This window comes from Actinospica acidithermotolerans (genome assembly GCF_018139625.1).
GTDB classification, from domain to species: Bacteria; Actinomycetota; Actinomycetes; order Streptomycetales; family Catenulisporaceae; genus Actinospica; species Actinospica acidithermotolerans.
The window spans coordinates 38,186-62,523 of the sequence record NZ_JAGSOH010000011.1 but is presented as its reverse complement, the minus strand read 5'-3'; the positions used below and the strand labels follow the sequence as shown (position 1 = coordinate 62,523).

Genomic DNA, 24,338 nt, shown 5'->3' with positions numbered 1-24,338 from the left:
AGTGGAGTTCGCGCACATCGACCGCGGAGAGCTGGAAGCCGCGGACGGCGAACGGCGGCGTCCGGCGCCGGGCGACACGATCCGGGTCGCGATCGCCGCACTCACACTGGAACAGAAGGTCCGGATACTGACGGGGGCGGACAACTTCAACCTCGTCGCCGAGCCGGCGATCGCGCTGCACGGCATGTCGCTCTCGGACGGACCGGCCGGCGTGCGCGGCCCCGTTCTGGACCCGGGCGACCGCTCGTCGAGCCCGCCCGCCCCGATGGCGCTCGCCGCCACCTGGGATCCCGCTCTGGTCGAAGAGGTCGCCGCCGAGATCGGCCTGGAGGCCAAGGCCAAGGGCGTCGACGTGCTCCTCGGGCCCACGCTGAACCTGGCGCGCACGCCGTTCAGCGGCCGCGGCTTCGAGTCCTTCGGCGAGGACCCGGTGCTCGCCGCGGGGATCGGCGTCGCCTTCGTGCGCGGACTGCAGTCGGCGGGCGTGGCCGCGACGGCCAAGCACTTCGTGGGAAACGACACGGAGGTCGACCGTTGGTCCGCGGACTCCCGGATCGACGAGACCGTGCTGCGCGAGGTCTACCTGGTCCCCTTCGAGGCGGCAGTGCGCGAGGCCGACTGCGATGTGGTCATGGCCGGGTACAACACCGTCAACGGCACGCCCATGACCGAGCACGGCCACCTGCTCGAGACGATCCTCAAGGGCGAGTGGGGTTTCGGCGGCGTGGTCGTCTCCGACTGGTTCGCCGCCCGCTCCACGCTGCCCACCGCGAACGCCGGGCTCGACCTCGTGATGCCGGGCCCTTCCGGCCCATGGGGCGGCGCGCTGGTCGAGGCTGTCACCCGCGGCGAGGTCGACGAGGCGGCGATCGACGAGAAACTCCTGCGCCTGCTCCGCCTGGCCTCGAAGGTCGGCGCGGTCGGCGAGCCGAGGCCCGCGCCGAAGCCCGGACCGCACGCCGATCGCACCGTGCTGCGGCATGCCGCCGCGCGTTCGTTCGTGCTCCTGTCCAACGTCGGATCCATTCTGCCGCTGACCGGCGCGCCGGACTCCGCCGAGAACCGCGCGGCGCACCCGGCCCCGGCGGCTCCGCGCTCCATCGCCCTGATCGGTCCGAACGTCATCGACCCGCAGTACCAGGGCCGCGGCAGCGCCGAGGTGGGGATCGCGCTGCCGGTGCCGCCGGTCGAGGGTCTGCGCGAGGCGCTGGACGCGGTCGTCGTGTCCGGCGGCGCGGATGTTCCGCCTGAGGCCGGCGCACGGCCGGTGCTGCGCGTCGCGCAAGGATGCCGGACGTGGAACACGACCCCGCTGCCCGACGGTGCGCGACTGCTCGACCCGGAGACCGGTGCGCAGGGCGTCCGTCTCGAGGTCTACGACCGCGACGGGGCGACGCGTTACGCGGGCACCCGAGTCACCTCCGAGGTCACCTGGTGGGACCCGGAGACGCTGGTCACGGCGGACGGTATCGGCCGCATCGTGCTCCGCGCGACGTACACCGCCGGTTACACCGGCAACCACCGCGTGGCGGTAGGCGGTATCGGAGAACTCGAGCTGAACGTCCGCACCGGTGCCGATCCGGCGACGGATGCGAACCGAGCCGAGGGGGAGGCCGGCACGATCCGCATCGGCGGGACCGCTCCGCACCCGTCCGACGTGATGGTCTCCCATGCCGGGCCGTTCGAGTTCGGGCACGAGCTCATGCTGGTCGAGGGCGAGACCGTCGAGTTCACCGCGACCTGCGTTCCCGACGGCTACCGCCACGATCTGGTCCGTTTCCGCGTCGGCATCGTGCCGCTGCCCTCCGCGGAGCGATTGCTGGAGGAGGCCGTCGAGGCCGCGCACGCCGCCGACGTGGCGATCCTGGTGGTCGGCTCCTCGCACGCCACCGAGAGCGAGGGCTACGATCGGGACTCGCTGGCCCTGCCCGGCGGGCAAGACGAGCTGATCGCGGCCGTCGCCGCCGTCAACCCGCGTACGGTGGTCGTGGTCAACAGCGGTATGCCGGTGCTGATGCCCTGGGCCGATCGGGTGGCCGCGATCGTGCAGGCGTGGTTTCCCGGCCAAGAGTTCGGACACGCGCTGGCCGACGTGCTGCTCGGCCGAACCGAGCCGAGCGGTCGGCTCCCGGTGACGATACCGCGCTCCGAGTCGGGCCTGCCGGTGGGCAGGGCGGTTCCGGTGAGCGGTCGGCTCGAGTATGACGAGGGATTACTCGTCGGCTACCGCGGTTACGACCGCGCGATGCTCGAGCCGCGCTTCCCGTTCGGCCACGGGCTCGGGTACACGTCCTGGTCGTTCAAGCAGCTTGACGTTCCCGTCGGACCGACGAGGGCGGGCGCCGACGTGGAGATCATCGTGGCCGTGGAGAACCTCGGTGCGCGGTCGGGTCACCTCGTGGTGCAGGCGTACCTGTCCAGCCCCGACCAGGCGAGCGATGCCCGGCGCCCGGTACGTGCCCTGGCCGCGTTCACCCGGGTATACGCGGCGTCCGGCGCCGAGCAGAGCGCCAGGATCCGGCTGCCGAACCGAGCCTTCGCCCAGTGGGACCCCGTTGCCGGCGCCTGGAGCTACCCCTCGGGTACCTATACCGTGGAGGTCGGGTTCTCCTCGCGCGATCTGCGCATGCGGGCGGAGATCGAGATCGGCTGACCGGTGCTCTGCCGCCGAGGCGGCACGACGAGGCGTGCCGCACGGACATAGCGGCATGCTCACGATCAAGGGGAGCCGACTCATGCTCCGGGCGTCGGAAGGGGAGGCGTCGTGCCGATCAAAGGTGTGCTCTTCGACGTAGACGACACTCTGTTCGACTACTCGGCATCGGACCAGGCCGGTCTGCTCACCCACCTGCGGGCGCAGCAACTGGTCGATCGGTTCCCCGACGCCGCCACCGCGGTCCGGCTCTGGCGCGCCATCATGGAGGTGCACTTCGCCCGATACCTCAACGGCGAGCAGACCCTCACCGGGCAGCAGCGTGAACGCACCCGGGAGTTCCTTTCGCACCTCGGCTACCGCGGCCTGTCGGATCGGGAGGCCTCCGCGTGGTTCGCCGGCTACGAAATCCACCGCAACGCGGCCTGGGCCGCCTTTCCCGATGCCGAGCCGGTCCTCAGGAGGCTGGCACCCGACTACCGGCTCGGCGTCGTCTCCAACGCGTCGGTCGACCATCAGCGGCACAAGCTCCAGGCTATCGGCCTGCTTCAATACGTCGGCGACGCAGTCGTCTGCGCCGACCAGCACGGCGCGAGCAAGCCCGCACCGAGCATCTTCCTCGCCGGCTGCGCGTCACTCGGCCTCGCACCGGACGAGGTCGCCTATGTCGGCGACAAGTACAGCCTCGACGCCGAGGGAGCCAGCGATGCGGGACTGCACGCGTTCTGGTTGGACCGCGGATTCGCCAGCTACGGGCACGACGTGCGCGACGGCATCCGGGTCATCCACTCCCTCGACGAACTCCCGGACGCGCTGACCGGCTGACTCCGGCGGCACGTCTGCCGAGGGCCCTGATTGAAGAGAGCGCGCGCACTTCATCACATCAGAAGTGCCGACGACAGTCCACTGCCACGCCACATTGCTGGACGTCATTGCGGCCGCTCAGTATTCTCGCAGTGCGACGATGAACGGGGAGGGAAGGACAGCCATTTACCGGCCGGCGTGAAAGTTCGTCTCGGATTCTTCGAGAAACACTTTCCCGACTATCTGTCGCGCTCATATTCGACGGGCCGTTCCCGTGACTCAAATGCTTGTTGGGGTACGTATGAACGTGGCAACAGGTTTGGCTCCGATTGTCTGCGCGATCGACGACGGCTATGTCGAGCCACTGCGCACCGTGATGCGGTCCATCGCGGCGGCACACGGTCCGGCGGTCGGGGAACTGCGGTTCATCGTCCTGGACCAGGGGCTCTCGTCCGGGAGTACGGCGTCGATCCTGCGCGACGGCGCGGCCCTCGGCCTGGCGGTCGAGATCCGCGCGATCCCCGAAACCGATTCGAACCTGCCGGTCACGGCCTGGTACAGCAGGGCCGTGTTCGCGCGGATGACCATCCCCGACGTGATCGAGGACGAGCCGCGGGTGCTGTACATGGACGCCGACACGCTGGTGCTCGCGGACTTGCGGCCGCTGCTCGAGCGCGACCTCGGCGGGCACCCTGTCGGCGCCGTCCGCGACCCGATCAGCCCGCTGCTCGGGCACGGTCCCGGACTGCGCTTCTGGCGGGAGTTCGGCCTCCCCGAGGGCCGCGAGTACTTCTGCAGCGCCGTCATGCTGCTCGACCTCCCCCGGATCCGCGGTACCCGCCTGTTCGAGCGAGCGGCCGAGTTCCTGATCGCCAACCCCGACAAGGTCGGCTTCCCCGACCAGGACGCGCTCAACTACGCCGCCGCAGACGACTGGCAGCGGCTCGAGTACCGCTGGGACACCTTCGCGATGTCCCCGCGCGGACCCGACTACGTCCACCCGGCCGAGGACGTCAATCCACTCGCCGAACTGGTCGAGGCCGAGAAGGACGCCGCCATCATCCACTTCGGCGGTCGCCTGAAGCCCTGGAACGACGACTATCCGGCTTCTGAGATGCGCGACCTGTATCGCCGCTTCCAGCCCGCCGTCTTCGATCCGGTCGCCTGACCGGTTCGCGGGCGCTCGAGGCAACGCGGCGGACGCCGGGCGAAGGGGAGAGGACTGCTCATGCTGTCGATCATCATTCCGGCCTACGCGCAGCCCGAAGCGCTGGCGCGGACCCTGAAGTCCCTCGCCGGTCAGACCGCGCCTTCCGATGCCTTCGAGGTCGTCATCGCCGACGACGCGAGCCCCGAGCCGGTCGGGCGGGACGTGGCGGGGGAGTACCCCGATCTGGCGGTGCGGGTGGTGCGGCACGAGGAGAACCGCGGCCGATCCGCGGCCCGCAACACTGCCGTCGCCGCCGCCTCCGGCGAACTCCTGCTGTTTCTGGACGCCGACTCGATCGCCCACCCGGACCTGGTGAGCGTTCATCTGAAGCGGCACACGTCGCACGATCTGCTGGTACTTGGCCGGCGGATCGAGCCGGACTGGGCCACCCTGCACGGGGTGGCCGACGCCGACGCCACCCCCTGGGACGTCAGCCGCGAACAGGACGACCTCCGATATTACTACGGGCTCGAACAGCCGGGACTGCTGGAGGCTTCGCCCTGGCTGTTCACGATCTCGCATAACTTCTCGCTCCCGCGCCGCGTATACGAGGACGTCGGCGGGTTCGACGAGAACTTCCGCAACTGGGGATACGAGGACACGGAGTTCGGCTACCGCGTCTACACACACTGGCAGCGAGACGGACAACGTTTCCTCTTTGTTCCGGAGGCTACCGTGTGCCACGTCCCGCATTTCCTCAATTCCGTCAAGAACTGGGCTGGCGCGGCGGAAGGGCTCACGTATTTCGAACACAAGCACCAGCACTTCGACATCGAGAGGCTCCGCAGCGGCAACCGCCTTTCGGTGCAGTCTCAGCCGCAATACGCGCGGTACCTGCTGCGGCCGGGGGGAGGGTCGGACGCGGCGTTGAAGGACCTCCAGGACATCCTGCCGGGCAACGCCGACCGGCTCTGGGCCGGGCGGCTGGGCGATCAACTGTCCAGCACGCCCGCCGCCACTCTGGACTGCACGCAGCCCCGCTCGGCGACGAACCGGCCGCTGATCGGCATCAGCACCCTGTTCGACGACGACAGTTTCGGCGACGTGGTCCACTGGGACAACTGGCGGATCCTCACGCCGGGCGACCTGTCCGCGCTCATCGTCGAGGGTCTGCGGCTCGCACCGACCGTCTACCTGGCAGGCACCCGCGAATCCGAGCCGGCTTCGCCGATCGCCCAGCCGGCCGATCTGGGCTGCATCCTGGAGAACTCGTTCTTGGACGCCCGGACCCTGCCGGGAACGCCTCACGTCTTCGTCACCGAGATCCGCCGGCGCGGGTGAACCGGGCCCCGACTTCGCGACTTTCCCGCCGGCGGGACACCGCTGCTTCATCGACCGCGCATTCATCCTGTGCACCGGCGCGCCGGTGGCAAGAAGGTGAGGATCATGTCCGACGATCGGGCGAAGACCCCGGACGCGCAGGCTTGCCGGCATCTGGCGCAGGCGCTGCTCCGGCACATCGATCGCACCTCGGCGGTAGCGGGTGCGCCGAGCACGCACGTCGCCGAGATTCTGGCCGAGCACGGCGCGGAGCGCTTCGAGTGGGCGGTCAACGAGAAGTCCGCCGTCGAGGAGGCCGTCGGCCTGTCCGCCGCGGGCGTGCGCTCCGCCGTGGTGTTCAAGCACAACGGCCTGAACATCGCGCTGGACTCGCTGCTGAACGCCACGGTGCACTCGACCGGTGCCGCCGTGCTGCTCGTGGTGGGCGACGACCCGGACGCCAACGGCTCGACGTCGGTGCAGGACTCGCGGCGGTTGGCCGAGATAGCCGGGGTGCCGGTGCTGGAACCGACGTTGCTCGGCGATGCGGATCACCTGGTTGAGAGCGCCGTCGAACTCTCCGAGCAGGCTGGGGTGCCGGTGCTGATCCGGATCACCCCGACGCTGCACCGGGACTGCAGCGCTCGGCCCGAAGCTGCTCCCGCCTCGCCGATCAGGGTGCCGACCCGTTCGCCGGCTCCTCGCCTCGACCCGGACGTGGCGCACAAGCTGACGAAATTCGGCCGCCATCAACGCCGCTTTTTGGTCACCGCGCCGCTGATCCGCTCCTTCGTCGACCGGGCCGGTCTGATCCTCGACCGTTGCGGCGGGGACTGCCGGACGGCGGTGATCGCCGTCGGCGGAACCGCGATCACCGCCGTCGAGATGAACTGCTGCGTGCTCGCGGTCGAAGCGACGGTTCCGCTGCCCGCCTCCGTGGTGGCGTGGGCGGAGGCGCACGACCGCACGATCGTGGTCGAGGAGCCGGACCCGGTGGCCGAGCAGTGGCTGGCCGGCCGGATGGCCGATCCGGGCCGGCTGCGCGGTCGGCTCACCGGCCATCTGCCGTTGTGGGGGACGGTCACCAGGGCCGACCTGTTGAAGGTGATCGAGACCGATCAGACCTGCTCGTGGACGGATATCGAGCGCAAGTCCGCCGTGGTCCCGCCACTCGGCCCGTACGAGCAGGTCTTCCACGCCATCGCGGAACTGCATCGCGGCGGCGCGTTCGTGGCGGCCGATGTGGGTTCCTCGATCAGGCTGTGCTACCCGCCGTACGACGCGGTGGACGTCGCGCTGAGTCTCGGCTCGGCCATCGCGGTGGCGGGCGGGGCGGCTCGCGCGGGCCGCCGGTCCATCGCGGTGATCGGCGACTACGCGGTCGTGCACAGCGGGCTCGGCGGGCTCGTGTCCGCCGCCGAGCACGGTCTGCCGCTGCTGAGCGTGGTGCTCGTGAACGGGGTGCAGGCCAAGACCGGCGGGCAGCCACTGCCCGCGGTCGACCTGGCCGGGCTGATCCGGGCCTGCGGCATCGCGGTGTGCGACGCCTGGCACGTCGACGAGCAGGGCGAGCAGGGCGCGGACCGTCTCCGGACCCTGCTCGACGGCCCGCTGCCGGCGGTGGCCATGGTGCAGAGCACGGTGCGACCGTGAACGTGGCAGAGGACTTCAGTGAAGCGGTTGCCCGCGGACGGCTTTCGGCGGCGGCCAACGTGGTGCTCGGCGCGTTGGCGCCCCCGGAGCCGGAGGACGTCGTCGACCTGCCGCCGCCGGGCTCGGCGGAGCACGCGGCCGCCGAAGCGGCCGGCACCGCGGCCCTGAGCCGCGGCGAGGTCGCGGTGGTCGTGCTCGGCGGGGGGATGGCGACACGCTTCGGCGGCGCGGTCAAGGCCACGGTCCCGGTGCTCGACGGTCAGACGTTCCTTGAGATCAAGCTTCGACAAGCGCAAGCCGCCGCCGACCGGTACGGCGGCGCGGTGCCGGTCGCCGTGATGACCGGGTGGGCGACGCACGAACCGATCCGTGCGCACGTGGCCGAACTCGGACTGCCCGAACCCTTTCTGTTCCAGCAGGGTTTCGCACTCCGGCTGACCCCGGACGGCGAGGTGTTCCGGACCGGCGACGGGGAGGTCTCGCCGTATCCCACCGGGCACGGCGAACTGCCGGGGGCGCTGGTCCGGTCCGGTGTGCTGGACCGGCTGCGCGGGTCCGGCGTACGCCACCTGCTGATCTCGAATCTCGACAACCTGCTGGCCCGGCCGGATCCGCTGGTCGTCGGCAGCCACCTGCTCCGGGGGCGCAGGGTGAGCGTGGAAGTGGTCCGTCCGCCCAACCCGGCGAGCTCCGGCGCGCGGGTGGTGCGGCTCGACGGCCGTCCGCTGCTGCTGGACGCCGCGGAACTCGGCGGGCGCGCGGAACTGCTCCCGCCGTTGCCGCTCAACACGAACACGTTCATCCTCGACACCGACGTCACCGACGACGATCTGCCCTTGCCGTGGCGCTATTACGAGAAGGACGTCGAGGGGCGGGTGGCGGTGCAGATCGAGTGTCCGCTGCACCACCTGGCGACCCTGCTCCCGGCCGCCTTCCTGGGCGTTTCGGAGCGGCGCTTCCTGCCGCTGAAGACGCGCGCTGAGATGGTCAGGCACGAGGCGGTCCTGCGCACCGCCCTGGAGGATCTGCACGGAACGCACTGAGGGGCGTTCCCGGCTGCCGCCGAAACGCCCCGCGGCGTACATCAGCCCTATGCGTCGGGCCGCTCCCGGTCACCGCCTTTCCCGACGGCGCTGCGCGCGGCCTCCTTCAGCAGGATCCTGGCGGCCCAGGTGTCGACCGGCACCTGGGCGCAGTCGGCGGCCTGGCGGATGGCGGCGAGTTGCTGGTGCGTCAACCGCACGCTCAGCCGTTCGGCCGGCGGGGGGTCGTCCGCCTCGTGGGGGAGCGGCGGCAGGCGGCCGGGCGCGATCGCGTGCGGCGCCCCGTCGCGGTGCCGGGCAATCGGTGACTCCTCTCGCTCGCGCAGGCTCTCCCGGACGATGCGCCGGAGTTTATTGCGCGACCAGGACAGCGTCGCCGCCTTGCGCAGCCAGAAGTCCTGCTCGGGTGCCGCCAGCGCGGCGACCTCGGCGTGGTGGCCGAAGCTGAGCGTCTCGTGCCGGCGGTCCGGCGGGAACCTGCGCGCGACCCAGGCGTAGTTGCGCAGCGTCTTGTAGTCGAGCGAGGTCTGCTCGATCGCGTTCCGGTACCGGCCGGTGAAGGCCGCTTCCCCGTAGATCAGCCAGTCGCCCAACCACCAGGCTGCGGAACTGGTCGTCGTCGACAGGTCTCGCCCGATGCCGATCCATCGCTCCAGCGTGAGCTTGTGCGGTAGCCGGAGGCTGGTCAGCGAGGCGGTCGGGCACCGGACCGAATCGCCCGGCAGGGCATCGACGGTCCCCGGCGGGTGCCGAGCCTCCTTGCCCGCCGCACAGTGCTCCGGGCCCCGCGGCGCCCCATGCGTGGCCCGCACGCCCCGCGGCCGCGTGCGAAGGATTTCGGGGGAGAGGATTCCGCGGTCCGCGGCCTGAACTGCCATGCGGGTGGCCACAAGCTGTTCTCCTGACTTCCCATCAATTCGAAATGATCGTCGACATGTGTACGGATGGCATAGGAATTCAAGGAAACGCGCCGAATCGGGGGCGTGACACGTTGTGGGCAAGCCCCGACAGAGCTCATGGTGTGTGTATTCCAGCCGTGGATGTACCTCCCCGTCTGAGGATGATGAGTCCTGAGTTGCCTGAGAACCCCGTCGTGCGCCCGTGGGATGGCCAGCAAGACTCCCCCCCTGGTCATCATTCTATAATCCCCACCGTCGTCAAGGTTGTCTAGTGGGGTGCGTGTGGCGAAAACGCCCTTGCCTGAGGGTCCGAGCCGGGAAAGATCATAAACAGCACACTTACTCGGTCCCGTGTCCCGCCGGCGGGACACGGGTTAGGTTCCGGAACCAACCGGCTCGCGGTGGACACTCGCCGAATGGCGGGAAGGCCATGCGCGAAAGGGGTGGAAATGAAGCCGTCAGACGTCGGCGTAGGCCCGGGCCTGCATGGTGTAGAGCTCGGCGTACGTGCCGCCGGCGCGCATGAGCTCGTCGTGCGTGCCGGCCGCGGCGACCCTTCCGCGCTCCATCACGACGATGAGGTCGGCCATCCGTACGGTCGAGAACCGGTGCGAGACGTAGACGGTGATCGCGCTGCGGCGCTCCTGCGCCCCCGCGGCCACCGCGAACCGCTCGAAGAGGGCGTGCTCGGCCGTCGGGTCGAGTGCGGCCGCCGGCTCGTCCAGCATCAGCAACGCCGGGGACTCCGGCACCAGCGCACGCGCCAGGCCGACGCGCTGCCACTGGCCGCCGGACAGTTCCGCGCCGTCGGTGTAGTGGGTGCCCAGGATGCCGTCCAAGCCGTCGGGCAGGCGGTCGACCAACTCCGTGGTGTCCGCCCGCTCCAAGGCGGCGTGCACCGCGCCGTCGTCCGCGGGCTCGGCGCCCCGGCACTTCCCGATGCCGATGCTGTCGCGCAACGACAACTCGACCCTGGCGAAGTCCTGGAAGAGGGCTGCCACCGACATCTCGCCCGTGTCGACCGCGTGCCCGTTGAGCGAAATCCGGCCGGAGGTCGGCTGGTACAACCCGCACATGAGTTTGACGAGGGTCGTCTTGCCGGCGCCGTTCTCGCCGACCACCGCGACCCTCGCGCCGGGCGGGATCGACAGGTTCACGTCCCTCAGAACCGGCTCGGCGCCCCCGTGGTAGCTGAACGTGACGTGCTCGAGGCGCAGTCCGGCCCCGGGGATCGGCTCACGGTGCGCGGGGGCCGGGCCGGGCTCCGCGTCGGCCAGCCGGGTGATCCGCCCGATCGTCACCGACGACTGCTGCAGCACGGCCAGCAGGGTCACCGCAGTACTGATCTGCATGGTGGTCTGCACCGCGAGCGCGAGCACCAAGACGAAATCGCCGACCGTGGCCGTGTCGCCGGCGATCTGCCGGAACACGAAGATCAGCGCGCCCGCATATCCGAGGGCGAAGCCGAGCTGACCCAGGCTCTTGATCAGCGCCGCCCGGCTCTGGCCGCGCCACATCTGCCGGGTGGTCGCGTCCCACTCCGCCGTGTGCCGCTCCACCACCTCGTCCTCCAGGCCCAGGAGCCGCAGCTCGACCAGGCTCTCCGGGGTGGTCGCCAGGCGCAGGAAGTGCCGGGCCCGGCGGGCCGGCTCGGCGGCCCGCTCCTCCGAGAGGTTGACGGCCCGCTGCGCCCGCGCGCTTGCGAGGATCAGCAGTACCGACAGGCACGGCACCAGGACGAGCACCCAGTTCAGCCGGGCCAGCAGAAACGTGCTCACACACAGCTGGACCAGGAGGCCGCCGAACTGGAGGGTGGCCTCGAGCGCGCGGTTGAGGTTCCACGCCCGGGACTGAGTGACCTGCAGGTCGTTGGCGTAGTCCGGCTGCTCCCGGCGGGCCAGCGACACCACGGAGTTGGTGGCGGTGAACAGGCGGTGCTGCAGGTGGACCTGGGTCATCTCGCCGAGCTCGAAGTACGACAGATGGGCGAAGTGGGTGCCCATCAGCTCGAGCATCAGCAGCACGGCGAGGAGGAGGCCGAGCAGCGTGGCCCGGTCCGCTTCGCCGGCGAGCAGGCTGTTGGTGAACGCACGCAGGCCGAGCGCGGCCAGCGGCGTGGCGAGGAAGCCGCCGCCCAGCAGCACGGCCGCCTTGACCATCTTGACCCGGTCCATCCGCCAGGCCATGCGCAGGATCTCCCCGGCGCTGCGGATGCTGTTCACCGGTCATCCCCCCGGCCGAGCGCCGCGGTGAACCTCTCGCGCTGCACGCGGAACATCGAGGCGTAGGTGCCGTCCGCGTCGAGCAGCTCGTCGTGGCTGCCCGATTCGCCGATCCGGCCCTCGGACAGCACCGCGATCCGGTCGGCGCGGCGGACGGTGGAGAAGCGGTGCGAGATCACCAAAGTGGTCAGTCCCTCGGTCAGCTCCAGGAATCGTTCGTAGAAGTCGACCTCCGCGCGCACGTCGAGCTGGGCGGTCGGCTCGTCCAGCACGAGCACGGTGGCACCCTGTCCGACCGCGTAGAACGCGCGGGCGAGGGCGATGCGCTGCCACTGCCCGCCGGACAGGCCGGTGCCCCGGGTGTACTCCGGCGACAGGACGGTGTCCAAGCCGTGCGGCAGGCGGTCGGCGATGTCGGTCGCGCTGGCCCGGGCCAGCGCCGCGTGCATCGCGTCCAGGTCGACCGGACGGTGCGCGGCCCCCAGCAACAGGTTCTCCCGCAGCGTCAGGTCGAACCGAACGGAATTCTGGAAGATGACGGCCACCTCACGCCGCCACCCGGCGGGGTCGAGTCCGGCCAGGTCGCGTCCGTCGACCGTGATACGGCCGCCGGTCGGCGCGTACAGCCCGGAAAGCAGCTTCACGACCGTGGTCTTGCCGGCGCCGTTGACCCCGACCAGAGCGGTCGAGCGGCCGGCCGGCAGTTCGAAGTCGAGTCCGCGCAGCACCTCGGCGCCGCGTCGGCCGTAGCCGAACCTGACCTCGCGGAACCGGATCGCGTGCAACGCGCCCGGTTCGACCGCCGCCGCCGTCGGCCGCGCGCCGGGCTCGGGCCGGGCGACCGGACGGCCGACCGACGCGCGGAACTCGGCGATCGTGGACTGGCACTGCATCCCGTACTGCGTCTGCATGTCGCATTCGGGGAAGTAGGTGCCGAAGCGCAGCGGCACCAGGATCGCCTGGATCGCGACGGCCAGGAACACCACGCCCTGCGCGGGCTCGAAACCCTGCCCGAGCAGGACGAAGGCCGTCACCGCGATGAGGAAGCCGATGCCGGTGTAGACCAGGAACGGGCGGAAGAGCACCGCGCGCCGGCGACGCCACAGCGGGACCAGGTATCCCTCGACCTCCCGGTCGTAGCGCTGCCGCAGCCAGGGCAGCAGGTTGAGGACCCTGATCTCCTTGGCCGCGCGTGGCTCGATGCCGAGCATCTCGATGTAGTTCATTCGGCGCCGGGCACCGGCGAGCTTCGCCCGCTCGGCGGCGAACTTGTCCAAGGACCCACGCTGTCCGTACCGGAGGATGACCGCGCCGATGAGCAGCAGAACCGCCACCCCGACCGAGATGGTGACCGCGACCAGTACCACGGCGCTGACGAGTTGCAGGTAGCGCCCGGCAAGCTGGGGCAGCGCGGCGGCGGCGACGCCCGGCGTCGGAGCGTTGCGGACGAAGGCGTCGCTCACCTCTGCGACCGCGTCTACGGCTCGCTCGTCCTCCACGTGCTCCAGTGGGGATCGCAGCGCGGTGCGCAGGACGTCCGCGAGGGTGTGCCGGTCGATCCGGCGCGCGGCCAGGACCGCGACCGCTTCCTGGAGCGGCGTGAGCGCCTGCTGCAGGACCAGCGCGGCGAAGCCGATCTTGAGGTCGGTGCCTGCCCTCGAGAGGATCTCGGCCGGGCTGATGCGCGCGACCGGGCCGGCGGTGAGCGTGCGCACCACCAGGCCCATCGCCACGGTGAACACCGACGGCAGCACACCGTACGCGAGGGCCAGCACCCCCATGGGCAGGTAGGCCGTGGGTCCGGCCAGCGGAATCAGTCGTGCCAGGCGAAGCCAGGCCAGGACGCGATCTCTCTTCCCCACCCGCGTATTCCTCCAGCATCCCGGTAGATAACGAGCCCATCGCCGCCGACGATGTCGGGTGATCCGGAAATCACTTGGGAAGCGTAGCGGCTGCGATGACGGGCTCATAGTCGGAGGCCGGCCGTTCCCGGTTCGCTACTGTCACAGGATTTTGGTCCGGTTGGACGGTGCGGGCCTCGGACCCGAAGTCAAGGCGCCGAAGCCATGGGTCAACCGATGGCTACCAGCGGCAGCCGCGAGGTTCACAGGGGCCTAAGTGAGTGATATTCTCCGCTAGAGCCCGGGGGCAGTAAGGGCTCTCCTATCTGGCCTCTCGTCCCGTGGCGTCACCATCTCCAAGCTCTGCGAACGCCCGGGTTCACCCGCTCGAAGTCGCCGAGTTAACCTGATTGACCGTCGCCTCGCACCGTTTTCTTCGCCGGTAATTGGAGGATTGGATGATGACGACCAGCGATCGGATACCGCGAGACTGCACCGCGTGGTGTCCATGCAGGTCATAGCTTCACCCAGCGACCCGATCGCGCGGCTCAACCTGAGCGAGAGCGGGTTCGGCTGCAGCCCCCGGGCCCGGCAGGCGGCGCTCGACGAGGCCGACAGACTCAATCGCTACCCCGATGCCGCGGCGGCGCGGCTTGTGGCCGCTATCGCCGGACGCGAGAATCTGACGCCGAATCACGTGATCGTCGGAAACGGCATCGATGAACTCCTGTTGATTTCGGCTCTGGCTTTGGTCGATCCGTCCGCCGGGGCAATTGTCGGCGACCGAACATATCCCGGACACGTGAACGCCGTCCGCGCGGCCAGGCAATCCCCGATCATTCTTCCGTTACGGGATCTGAGGATGGACACCGAGGCCAGCGCGAGTGCGATGCGCTCTCGGAGCGTCGTCTACATATGTAATCCGCATAATCCGACGGGCGTTGCGCTGGATCCGGCCGAGATCGAGTATCTGGCCCGGGTCGCGCACCAGCGCGGCGCTGTTCTCGTCATCGACGAGGCATACATCGAATTCACGGATCCGGACGAAGCCACGTCGGCGATAACGCACGTGCGGGCCGGCCTGCCGGTGATCGTCCTGCGCACCTTCTCCAAGATCCACGGTCTCGCCGGCCTGCGCTGCGGCTACGCGATGACGCGGCCCGACATCTGCGAGCGGATGCGGCGCCTCAAGGATGTGCTGGTCTTCAACGTCAACCGGGTAGCGCTGGCCGCAGCCGAGGCGAGTCTGGCCGACGCCGAGTTCACCGACGTCGTCCGCGGGCACACTCGCACAGCCGTCCGCAGCTTCGAGGCATGGCTGACGACCCAGCCATGGGCCGAGGTGAATCCGTCGGTTACCAACTTCACGCTGGTCAAGCTGCCCTGGCCGGCCCACGTCGTCAGCGAGAGGCTGGCCGTTCACGGCGTGCTCGTCCGCGATCTCACCGACATGGGGTGGCCGGACCACGTGCGCATCAGCGCCGGACACGCGGACGAGATGGACAGCATCCGGACGGCGCTGGAAAAGGTCGCGCAGGAACTGGAAACGGGGTGAGCACGTGATATTGACGGGCTATCTGCACCAGCAATTGGCCGCTGCGGGGGTGACCCGGGCCTTCGGCGTGCCGGGCTACTTCGTGATGCCGGTATGGCACGCGTTCCGGAAAGATCCCCAGATCATCCTGGCCCGCCACGAGGGCGGCGCCGCGTTCATGGCCGACGGTTACGCCCGTGCGACCGGAAACCTCGGCGTCGTCCTGACGACGTCCGGCCCCGGCGTCACCAATACGGCGACCGGCGTGGCATCGGCCTATCAGGATTCCGTGCCCATGCTGGTCATCTCGGGCCAGGGCTCGCCCACGACCTTCGGCCGCGGAGTGTTCCAGGAGTCTTTCCTGCTGGACCGATCGGCCTCCCCGGCCGCCCTGCTCGCGCCCATCACCAAGACCGCGCTGGAGATCGTCGCCCCGGAGAACGCCGCGTTCATGATCGACACCGCGATCACGTTGGCGCTCAGCGGACGCCGGGGCCCCGTGCACCTGAGCATCCCCCTGGACCAGCAGCAGCTCGACATCCCGGTTCCGCCGTCGCGGTCGGCCTCCCCGCCGACCGTCGGCGACGTGCCGGCCGCGCCATGCGTCCTCGCTGCGGCGGAACTGCTTCGCTCAGCGCGCCGCCCGCTGATTCTCGCCGGCTGGGGCAGCATGCTCGCCCGCGCGCAACCGGAGATCGCTCGACTGTCCACGCAGTTGGGAGCGGTCGTCGTGACGTCGACGAAGGCAGTGTCCTGCCTGCCTCGCGATCACCCCATGCTGCTCGGCCACTTCGGTCCGGGTCAACGGTCTGACATCGCCCAAGCGGTGTCGTCCTACCAGCCGGACGTCGTCCTTGTCGTCGGCGCCAGCCTGTCGCGCTACTACGCGAACCCGCTGGCAGCGGTCCTCGAGAACGCCGCGACGATTCGCATCGACATCTCCGCCGAGCAGGTCGGCTTCCGGATGCGGGCCGATATCGGCATCGTCGGAGACGCGCGGGAAGCCGTGTCGGCGCTGACGTCGGCCATAGCCGCAGGCGGTACCGACACCGCCGCAGAGCCGGATTGCTCCGCAGCCGAGCTTGTGTCGGCCTTCCAGAAGCGCGCCGAGCGAGCAGCGCTGCGTCAGAAGCCCGAGTCGCACGGGATGCCGTCCGTGGCCGGCACGATTTCCCGGCTGAGCCGGATGCTGCCTCCGGACGCCGTGGTCATCCCGGACGCCGGCAACCACTGGCTCGACACGATCTCGCTGTGCCGCGCCGGCCGAACCGGTGGAGTACAGCTCAACTGCGGCGTGGGCGCCATGGGCTGGGCGATCGGCGCGTCGGTCGGCATGGCCATGGCGGCCGGTCAGGAAGGCGCCGCAGGGCGAGGGCCGCTCACAGTCTGCGTCACCGGGGACGGCTCCATGCTCATGCACGGCGCCGAACTGACCGTCGCCGCCGAGCACGAACTCAACCTCCTCGTCGTCGTCTTCAACAACCGCAGCCACGGCCGCGTCCGCCTCGGCCAGCGGTTGGACTTCGATCGCGAACCCATGGGAACCGACATCCCCAGCATCGACTTCGCCCAGTGGATGAGCGCGATGGGGCTTCGCACCTTCCGTATCGACCACGCCGACCAGGTCGACGAGGTGCTGGCGGCCGCGCTGGCGACGCGCGGAACGGTCGGCGTAGAGGTGCTCTGTCATCCGGACGAGGTGCCGGCATGCCTGCGCGGCTGGATCGAAGACTGACGCATGAGGCCGACAGCGATCATCACAGGGGCCTCTCGCGGGATCGGCGCGGCGGTGCTGCGCCGATTCTCCGACAGCCACGACTGCATCGTGCTCGGGTTGACCCGGCCTCAGCACTGCGCGATGTTCATCAAGGCGGACCTCGCCGAGGGGTCGACGGTGGCGGCCGCGTGCCAGGAGCTGGCCGAGTACCTGACGTCGCGCGGGGTCACGCCGGAGGTGCTGGTCAACAACGCCGGGGGAGCCCAGCCAGCGACGGCCATCGCGATCACGCCCGACCACATCCAGCACGACCTCACGTTGAACCTCGTCGCTCCGATGATGCTCACGCGCGTCGTCGTCGAGCCGATGCGCGCGGCAGGTCAGGGCTCCATCGTGAACGTGTCGTCAACCGCTGCGAAACCGGGCGTCGCCTACCTGCCCGCCTATAGCGCCGCGAACGCCGGTCTGATCGCCTACACCCAGAGTCTGGCCGCGGAGGTCGGTCCGTTCGGGGTGCGGGCGAACTGCGTGTGCCCGGGGGCGGTGGACACCGCCGGGGCGGACGACGGGCGCCGCGAGATCTCGCGGCTGCACGGTCTGCGTCCGGATGAATACCAGGCCGCGATGGCCCGTCGGACCGGGCTCGGGCGCCTGTTGGAGCCCGACGAGGTCGCCGACGTCATCCGCTGGCTCGCCCTGGCCGGGCGCGCGGTCAACGGCCAGGCCATCAACGTCTGCGGAACCCTGACGATGGGATAGAGCATGTTTCAAGCACTGAAGGTCAGCGATGAGATGCGACCCGTCCTGACCGCGATGTTGGACGCATTGGGCGAGCCGCCCCAGGTGCTGACGACCGACAGCCCGCATCCCCTCGTCGTGCACCGGATCATGGGACAGATCACCTTCGTGGCGGCGGGCACCGGCCTGGCCTCGCTGGCCGGGCAGGCGGTGGAACTCAATCCAGGCGACCTGTTCATCATGTCGCCCAACTGCGAACACGCCTTCCGGTGCCAAAGGGACGCGCTGGAACTGCGGCACTGGCACTGGCCGCAGTCCCTCCTCCAGACGGATCGGATCGTGCTGGTCGAGGCCTTCGACATCGAGGCGCCGCGATGAAGCTGCACCTCATCGACGACCTTCCGCTGTTCGGCGTCTGCGACGACATGGCGGGCATGGAGAGGTCGCTCCGCCACCGCATAGACAGCCTCACGCGAACGGCTCCGGCACAGGTGAGCTACATCGACTTCGCCGGATTCCGGAGCCTCTGGGAAGCCACCGCCCACGGCGCCTGCGCCACCGCGCTGGTCGTCGGCACGCGCCCGCGGATCCTCGCGGCGCGTTTCGCGCACGCGAGTCGCGACTGCGCGGTCATCGCCGTTCATCCGAAGCGAAGACACGGTACCCACGGCGAGACGGCCGCCGTGGAGGTTGAGGAAGACCTTCAGGTTCTGCCGCTCGCCGGCGGGCCGCTCACAGTGCTCGACGACATCATGTTCTCGGGCAAGACGGCGGTGTCAGTCCTCTCCTCCCTGCCGCCCGCGTCCTGGCGTGGCCCGGTGTCGGTCAGGACGGTTCTCGCCACGAGAGAGGCGATCAACTTCGTAAAGACCGCATGCCCCCAGGCACAGGTCGTCTCCCAGATCGTCGCCGACTACGCGCCCGTCACGGAGGGGACGGCGATCTTCCTCTGGGACCTGCTCTTCGGAACGCTGGGCGGCCGGCCTTTCCTGAGCCGGACCGATCTGCTGGCGCCGTTCTTCGGCGACGATCTGGCCGGGCTCCTCGGCATTCGCGACGATGTCGACGCGACGAGCGGGTGGCGAGTGCTGTGACGCGCACATATCAGCCTGTCCGCTGAGGACGGAACGGAGGAGCATTGAGGAATTCGCGTGACTACTTCGCGGCCATCGACGACGACCGGAGGATCTGGCTGAACGGCCGGCTGGTCGACCGGGTTCTCGGCTCCGAGCACCTTCGGGGCAATGCGCTGGAGATCGGTGCCCTGTACGACCTGCAACTGCGCGAGGACCTGGCCGGGCAGTTGGCGTACGACGATGGGGCGACGCGCTATCCCGCGGCCTTCCGTCCACCCGTCGACGCTGCCGCGCTGAGCGCACGGGGCCGTGCGTACGAGATTCTGGCGGAAGCCACCTACGGATTTCTCGGACGAAGTCCTGACTACCTGCACACGTGGGTGGCAGCGATGAACGCGCACAGCGACTGGTTCGGAGAATACGCAGACAACGTCCGTAGGTTCCACGAGCACGTGAAGTCCGGCAACCTGTTCGTCACGCACAGCTTCACCAACCCGCAGACGGACCGCTCCCGCGAGTTGGGCGACCTCGTCACCCGCGAGCGTCCCATCGCACTGCAGTACATCGGGGAGAACTCGAACGGCGTGCGGGTGAGCGGTGCCCGGATGATGGCGACGTCGGCCCCGCTCGCCGACGAACTGCTCGTGATGGGCGCCGGGCGCATCCTGCGCGAGGACGACTACGATCTCGGCCTGGGGTTCTCGGTGCCGGTCGGGACCGAGGGCCTTTCGTTCGTCTGCCGCGGCTCGTACGCGGGCCCGGACCGGCAACTGGCCCGCCGGTTCGATGAGATGGACGCGGTCGCGGTCTTCGACCGGGTGCTGATTCCCTGGGAACGGGTCTTCATCTTCTCCGATCCCTACAAGAGCAACCAGTTCAAGGCGGAGTGTGGATTCTTCGAGCACGTCGGACAGCAGGTGCTCACGCGCCAGCTGGTGAAGGGGCGCTTCCTGCTCGCCGTCGGCACGGCGGTGGCTCAGGCCATCGGGATCACCGGATATCCGAACATCACCGAGAAGCTCGGCCGGATCAGCACCTGGCTCGACGTCACCGAGGCCTGTCTGACCACCGCGATCACGCACGCGGAGCCGAGCGGACCCACCGTCCGGCCGCAGTCCCGGTCCATCAGCGCCGGGCTCCGCTACTTCAACGACTTCTATCCGACCGCGCTCACCATGCTGGAGGAGATCGCAGCGGGCGGCCTGATGCTCACGCCGTCCGTCGAGGACGCGGAGGAAGAGGTCCTGGAAACTATCGAGCACTATTTTCAAGGCGCGACGATCGGAGGTCTCAGCCGGGTGCAGTTGTTCGCAATCGCCAGAGAACTCACCGGCTCGTCCTTCGGCCGGCGGCAGAGCCTGTTCGAGCGCTACTTCGCTGGCGAACCGGCCCGGGCGTATTCCTCGGCGTTCAACAGAATGGATCTGGCGCTGGTGAGAAAGCCGGTCGACAAACTGCTCACGGCCGCCACTCCTGTATTCGCCTGACCGCCCGGCCAACTGACCAGCGCGATCACGTCCAGCCGAGACAACCGGAAATCCACGAGAACCAGGCCGGGCGGCCACCCAACGATCACTCCTACCCGAAAAAAGAATGCATGGACCGGATCGGGCGAGAAATCAACCCACTGAACCCCGAATGATGATCCCGTCTTGCAGAGTCTACGCAATTCAGGGTAGACACTCATTGAACCACATGTTAGAGTCCATATTCACAATGAAACCAGAAGGGAGTCGTTGACATGATCAAGAGGCTGCCCAAGCTACGCGTATCGATCACGGAAAAGTGCCAGCTCCATTGCCAGTTCTGCGGTGGTCCCCCGGAGGCGATGGAGAATTTCCAGCCGGATTACCTCTTCGGCACCAGCCTCGAGCGCGAGCAACTGCTCAAGGTGCTCAGGGCCTACGTGGCGACCGGCGGAGAGTACGTCCAGTTCACCGGCGGCGAGCCGCTGCTCTTCCGCGGCATCGCCAAGCTGGTGGAGCAGGTGCGTGAACTGGGCGCTGTGCCGGAGATCAACTCCAACGGCGTGACCATGCGTCCGGCCCTTGTGCGCGACCTGGCCTCGGCCGGACTCAACGTCCTGAAGATCTCGCTCCCCTCCTTCACCCGCGAGGGCTTCGCCGAGAGCACGGGGCTGGACCGCCTGCCCAAGGTCCTGGACAACATGCGGATGGCGCAGGAGTTCCTGAAGATCCGGGTCAACACGGTCGCGGTGCGGTCGAAGATCGACGAGATCCCGCTCGCCATCGAGACATGCCGGTCATTCGGGATTCCGGAGATCCTGTTCCTCGAGCTGCTCTACTATTACGACCGGGATCAGTCGGCCTCGCGGGAGTACTTCTTCTCAGAGTACGTCGACCCGAAGGAGGTCCAGGCCATCGTCGCCGCGAACCTCGGGGGTGAGTTCTCGACGTTCGGGTTCTTCGAGGAGTACGGCGCTGCGATCGAGTCCTGCACGTCCCCGCGCGACGGCTTCACCGCCTACACCAAGAGCGCCGCGACCTCGCTGCGCCTGCCGGAGTGCGACGGGTGCCCGTTCTACTGCCAGGAGGGCCTGTACCAGCTCCGGCTCTCGACCGGGGGATACCTCAGCTTCTGCAACGTCCCGAACATGAACGGGCACGAGACCAGGGACATGAGCGGCAGCGAGGTCGAGAACATCTTCACCGGGTACCTGAAGCGGTTCGGCTCCGAATCCTTCGCGATCCGCTCCGAGGATTTCTTCGCACGGATACAGACGTCCTGAAGGGGGCAGCGCGTGCGCGAGTTGTTCGACATCCGCTCGAGCAGGATCATCGTCACCGGCGGTGGATCCGGCATCGGCGCCGAACTGGCCTGGGGCCTGGCCGAGCTGGGCGCCTCCGTGGCGGCGACGTACCACAGCCGCCTCGAAGCGCCCAGCGGGACCTACACCGTCGCGGGCCCGAAGATGTACCGGATGGACCTCGAGGGCATCGTCCGAGACGATCTGCAAGCGCTGTGGCGCTTCGCGGAGGACTCCCTCGGGGGCAGCCCGAACGTGCTCGTCAACTGCGCCGGGATCAACCTCCGGGAGTGGATGTGGGACTACTCCTGGGAGGACTGGAACCAGGTCCTTGATGTCAATGCCAGTGCCGTCTTTAAGCTGGCCCAGTTCATGGCGCAGAACTGCAAGGCCCGCGACGCGCGCGCGAAGATCATCAACATCTCCTCGCTGACCTCGATCACGGGCGGCCGGCGCTGCATCGCCTACACCGCCTCGAAGCACGCGGTCGCGGGTCTGACGAAGGCGCTCGCCGCCGAGCTCGGGCCCTTCGGCATCACCGTCAACGCGGTTGCCCCCGGCTACATCCACACGGAGATGACCGACCAGCTCATCACCGACGAGGCGCTCAGCGCGCCGTTCCTCGCCCGGATTCCGCTCGGGCGGTGGGGATCGGTGGCGGACATGGTCGGCCCGGTGGCGTTCCTCGTCTCGGCGGCCTCGGACTACATGACCGGAACGACCCTCGTGGTCGACGGCGGCTACCTCAGCGCCTAGACGATTGATCGGGTTTCGTTGCCTAGGGGTGGCGCGGTCGCTGGTGCTGGTCGGGCCGATGGCTCGTGGACGAAGACACGAGTCGGCATCGGTGACCTCCGGCGGGCGCCCGGGGCGGTCCGGGGCGGATTCCATCGAAGGCACGATGCGGTCGGTCAGTTCCACGGAGAGCGCAATCAGAAGGGTGCCCAGGTCGATGCCGGTAGCGAACGTCCAGGTCAGAGGCGTGCTTCTTTATACGGCCTGGACACACCCTTCGTGATCACCCGCCGCGACTCGACAGCTTCGCCACCCCCACGCAACGAAACCCGATCAGTCCTCCAGCTGGGAGAATCGATGTTGCCCAATCGGCAGGTCAACTACCTCGGTGAGGACAGCTTCGAGCTCGAGGTAGGTCTCCTCGACGAGGAGCTGGCTCCGTCCGAGGCGCTGGTGCGCGTGCTCTACTGCGGTATCTGCGGCTCCGACATGGGCTTCACCGCCGCGACGCCGAAGGTCGCCGAACCGATGGTTCTCGGACACGAGATGGTCGGCCAGGTCATATCCGTCGGCAGCGCGTCGGACCGCGCCCGGGTAGGCGACTTCGTCGTCGCCAACCCGGGGATTCCCTGCGGGCAGTGCGGGTACTGCCGGAGCGGCAAGCCCAATCTGTGCCCTCACTCGATTTTCGCGGGGTTCGGTGCCGCCGGAGGCTTCCTCCAGGACTACGTGAAGTACCCGGTCGACCATCTGCACCCGGTGCGGCTGTCGCAGCCGCTTCGAGGCGTACTGGTCGAGCCTCTCGCAGTCGGCCTGCACGCCCTGAGCCTCGGCCGGCCGCGCATCGGCCAGAGCGCGTTCGTCGCCGGCGGCGGCGGAATCGGCGCGTGCCTGGTGCTTCTGCTGAAGCAGTCCGGCGTCCACCCCCTCGTGGTGGCGGAGCCGAGAGCCGATCGGCGGGAGGTCGCCCTGAAGCTGGGCGCCGACCTGGTCGTGGACCCATCCGGCAAGAACGCCGAGAAGATCGCGGGGGAGATGCTGGACGCCGGCATCGGGCCGGTCGACCTCTACTTCGAGGCCGCCGGGGCCAGGTCGTCCCTGGGCAACGCCACGACGCTCACCGCCGCCGGCGGAAAGGTGATCGTCGTCGGGATCGCCGAGGACGACGCGCTTTCCCTCTCGCACTCCGAGGCGAGGAAGAAGGCGCTGACCATCAAGATGTCCAGGACGATCCGCAACACCATCCCGGAGGCGGTCGGGGTCGTCGAGCGCGAGGAGAAGCCTGACCTTCTGCTCGGCGACGTCATCTCGCTCGAGCAGTTCCCGGAGAGCTTCGCCCGGCTCCGGTCGGGTGGCGCCACCTCGTGCCGCGCCGTGGTCCGGATCGGCGGCTGAGCCCGTCCTCAAGGACGGTCGTGGTCATGCGCCGCACGTCCACGGCCGTCGGGCCCAGCCCGCGCAGCACCTCGACGCAAGGGCCGACGGTAGGCGGGATCTGAGCGCGGTGGGTGTCCCTGATCGTCCTAGGAAGACCTCAGCACTCCCTGTCCGCCTTGAATCCGACCTGGCCCGGGGGTTTCTTCGAGATGCGCAGCAGCAGTCCGAGGGTGTCCTTGGCCCAGGCGACGAGTTCGCCGCTGTAGCCCTGGTCGGCCCACACCTGGGTGATCCCGGGGTGCTCCAGGCACAGCTGGAGCAGGACCTCGCGGGCGGCGTCACGGTCGGTGACGTCGGATCGGGCCGCCACGGTGGGTTCGGTTCAAGCCACTCGAGCCTTGGGAGTATAGATTCGCTCGACGTGTCAGTGGACTTCCCTATCTTAGCGGCCATGGCTGCGGGAGTGAGGCTGACGAATGCTCAGGCCGAGGATGAGATGCGGGCTGCAGGCTTCGAGCCCATCGGCTCCTACCAGGGCGTCGACAGGAAGTGGCTTGTCAAGTGCATGACCTGCAAAGAAGAGCTTGAGCGGACGCTGAGCAACGTACGCGCGGGCAAGGGCTGCAAGCACTGCAAGGGCCTCGTGGTCGATGCCGCTGCGGCAAGGGCGGAGATGCTCGCCGCGGGCTTCGAGCCCCTCGGGGAGTACCCGGGGCCGAACGCATCGTCGAGCGTCACGACGTGGCCGCCGGTGATCAAAGTTTCGTTGGGCATGACGAGTGCTCCGATATCTGATGCGTGTTAAGTTG

At 68.9% G+C, this 24,338-nt stretch carries 20 protein-coding genes and 1 pseudogene; 16 read left to right on the top strand and 5 right to left on the bottom strand.

Annotated elements, in window-relative coordinates; translation table 11 throughout:
* Nucleotide 1 precedes the first annotated feature (1 nt).
* The 6 genes from KDK95_RS06755 (at nucleotide 2) to KDK95_RS06730 (ending at nucleotide 8,623) form a co-directional block, all read left to right on the top strand.
* Entirely contained in the window at nucleotides 2-2,653 is a 2,652-nt protein-coding gene (locus KDK95_RS06755) for a beta-glucosidase (RefSeq protein ID WP_212517148.1), read from the top strand.
* 111 nt (nucleotides 2,654-2,764) lie between these two features.
* Nucleotides 2,765-3,478, top strand: a complete 714-nt coding sequence (locus tag KDK95_RS06750) for an HAD family hydrolase (RefSeq protein WP_212517147.1) — start codon at nucleotides 2,765-2,767, stop codon at nucleotides 3,476-3,478.
* 298 nt (nucleotides 3,479-3,776) lie between these two features.
* A complete protein-coding gene (locus tag KDK95_RS06745) occupies nucleotides 3,777-4,625 on the top strand; it encodes a glycosyltransferase family 8 protein (RefSeq protein ID WP_212517146.1) in 849 nt (282 codons plus the stop codon).
* Nucleotides 4,626-4,685: 60 nt separating this feature from the next.
* Nucleotides 4,686-5,948, top strand: coding sequence for a glycosyltransferase family 2 protein (locus KDK95_RS06740; protein ID WP_212517145.1), 1,263 nt, complete (start codon nucleotides 4,686-4,688; stop codon nucleotides 5,946-5,948).
* A gap of 105 nt (nucleotides 5,949-6,053) precedes the next feature.
* Nucleotides 6,054-7,580: a thiamine pyrophosphate-dependent enzyme gene (locus KDK95_RS06735; protein WP_212517144.1), complete on the top strand. Its 1,527-nt coding sequence runs from the start codon at nucleotides 6,054-6,056 to the stop codon at nucleotides 7,578-7,580.
* Nucleotides 7,577-8,623: a UTP--glucose-1-phosphate uridylyltransferase gene (locus tag KDK95_RS06730; RefSeq protein ID WP_212517143.1), complete on the top strand. Its 1,047-nt coding sequence runs from the start codon at nucleotides 7,577-7,579 to the stop codon at nucleotides 8,621-8,623. Before KDK95_RS06735 ends, KDK95_RS06730 begins: the two co-directional genes overlap by 4 nt.
* Before the next feature lie 47 nt (nucleotides 8,624-8,670).
* Here the strand turns inward: KDK95_RS06730 and KDK95_RS06725 are convergent, their stop codons facing one another.
* The 3 genes from KDK95_RS06725 to KDK95_RS37610 all read right to left on the bottom strand — a co-directional run bounded on the left by KDK95_RS06725 (nucleotide 8,671) and on the right by KDK95_RS37610 (nucleotide 13,606).
* Nucleotides 8,671-9,513 carry an LmbU family transcriptional regulator gene (locus tag KDK95_RS06725; protein WP_212517142.1) on the bottom strand — a complete coding sequence of 281 codons (843 nt, stop codon included), beginning with the start codon at nucleotides 9,511-9,513 and terminating at the stop codon, nucleotides 8,671-8,673.
* Between the two features lie 467 nt (nucleotides 9,514-9,980).
* Nucleotides 9,981-11,744, bottom strand: coding sequence for an ABC transporter ATP-binding protein (locus KDK95_RS37615; RefSeq protein WP_212517141.1), 1,764 nt, complete (start codon nucleotides 11,742-11,744; stop codon nucleotides 9,981-9,983).
* A complete protein-coding gene (locus tag KDK95_RS37610) occupies nucleotides 11,741-13,606 on the bottom strand; it encodes an ABC transporter ATP-binding protein (RefSeq protein WP_212517140.1) in 1,866 nt (621 codons plus the stop codon). Before KDK95_RS37610 ends, KDK95_RS37615 begins: the two co-directional genes overlap by 4 nt.
* Nucleotides 13,607-14,093: 487 nt before the next feature.
* Here KDK95_RS37610 and KDK95_RS06710 point away from each other — a divergent pair, with 487 nt between their 5' ends.
* The 8 genes from KDK95_RS06710 (at nucleotide 14,094) to KDK95_RS06675 (ending at nucleotide 22,173) form a co-directional block, all read left to right on the top strand.
* Complete coding sequence (locus tag KDK95_RS06710) at nucleotides 14,094-15,140, top strand: pyridoxal phosphate-dependent aminotransferase (protein ID WP_249160489.1); 1,047 nt, start codon at nucleotides 14,094-14,096, stop codon at nucleotides 15,138-15,140.
* A gap of 4 nt (nucleotides 15,141-15,144) precedes the next feature.
* The gene (locus KDK95_RS06705) at nucleotides 15,145-16,854 is read left to right on the top strand and encodes a thiamine pyrophosphate-binding protein (RefSeq protein ID WP_212517138.1); all 1,710 of its coding nucleotides are present in this window, start codon (nucleotides 15,145-15,147) and stop codon (nucleotides 16,852-16,854) included.
* A gap of 3 nt (nucleotides 16,855-16,857) precedes the next feature.
* Complete coding sequence (locus KDK95_RS06700) at nucleotides 16,858-17,595, top strand: SDR family NAD(P)-dependent oxidoreductase (protein ID WP_212517137.1); 738 nt, start codon at nucleotides 16,858-16,860, stop codon at nucleotides 17,593-17,595.
* Between the two features lie 3 nt (nucleotides 17,596-17,598).
* Nucleotides 17,599-17,952, top strand: a complete 354-nt coding sequence (locus KDK95_RS06695; protein WP_212517136.1) for a cupin domain-containing protein — start codon at nucleotides 17,599-17,601, stop codon at nucleotides 17,950-17,952.
* Nucleotides 17,949-18,668 (top strand): hypothetical protein, encoded by a 720-nt coding sequence (locus tag KDK95_RS06690; protein ID WP_212517135.1) that lies wholly within the window; start codon nucleotides 17,949-17,951, stop codon nucleotides 18,666-18,668. The genes KDK95_RS06695 and KDK95_RS06690 overlap by 4 nt, the downstream gene beginning before the upstream one ends.
* Nucleotides 18,669-18,712: 44 nt before the next feature.
* The gene (locus KDK95_RS06685) at nucleotides 18,713-20,137 is read left to right on the top strand and encodes a 4-hydroxyphenylacetate 3-hydroxylase N-terminal domain-containing protein (protein ID WP_212517134.1); all 1,425 of its coding nucleotides are present in this window, start codon (nucleotides 18,713-18,715) and stop codon (nucleotides 20,135-20,137) included.
* A gap of 254 nt (nucleotides 20,138-20,391) precedes the next feature.
* Nucleotides 20,392-21,399: a radical SAM protein gene (locus tag KDK95_RS06680; RefSeq protein ID WP_212517133.1), complete on the top strand. Its 1,008-nt coding sequence runs from the start codon at nucleotides 20,392-20,394 to the stop codon at nucleotides 21,397-21,399.
* A 12-nt stretch (nucleotides 21,400-21,411) separates the two neighbouring features.
* Nucleotides 21,412-22,173 (top strand): SDR family NAD(P)-dependent oxidoreductase, encoded by a 762-nt coding sequence (locus KDK95_RS06675; RefSeq protein WP_212517132.1) that lies wholly within the window; start codon nucleotides 21,412-21,414, stop codon nucleotides 22,171-22,173.
* Between the two features lie 81 nt (nucleotides 22,174-22,254).
* On the opposite strand, the pseudogene KDK95_RS38800 reads toward KDK95_RS06675, so the two are convergent.
* Nucleotides 22,255-22,371 (bottom strand): annotated as a pseudogene (locus KDK95_RS38800) (IS982 family transposase); the annotation flags it as partial.
* Nucleotides 22,372-22,509: 138 nt separating this feature from the next.
* On the opposite strand from KDK95_RS38800, the gene KDK95_RS06670 reads away from it, so the two are divergent.
* Nucleotides 22,510-23,547, top strand: coding sequence for a zinc-dependent alcohol dehydrogenase (locus KDK95_RS06670; protein ID WP_212517131.1), 1,038 nt, complete (start codon nucleotides 22,510-22,512; stop codon nucleotides 23,545-23,547).
* A gap of 139 nt (nucleotides 23,548-23,686) precedes the next feature.
* Here KDK95_RS06670 and KDK95_RS06665 read toward each other — a convergent pair whose 3' ends face one another.
* Nucleotides 23,687-23,899 carry a hypothetical protein gene (locus KDK95_RS06665; RefSeq protein ID WP_212517130.1) on the bottom strand — a complete coding sequence of 71 codons (213 nt, stop codon included), beginning with the start codon at nucleotides 23,897-23,899 and terminating at the stop codon, nucleotides 23,687-23,689.
* Between the two features lie 81 nt (nucleotides 23,900-23,980).
* Here KDK95_RS06665 and KDK95_RS06660 point away from each other — a divergent pair, with 81 nt between their 5' ends.
* On the top strand, nucleotides 23,981-24,334 hold the full coding sequence (locus KDK95_RS06660) for a hypothetical protein (protein WP_212517129.1): 354 nt from the start codon (nucleotides 23,981-23,983) through the stop codon (nucleotides 24,332-24,334).
* Nucleotides 24,335-24,338 lie beyond the last annotated feature (4 nt).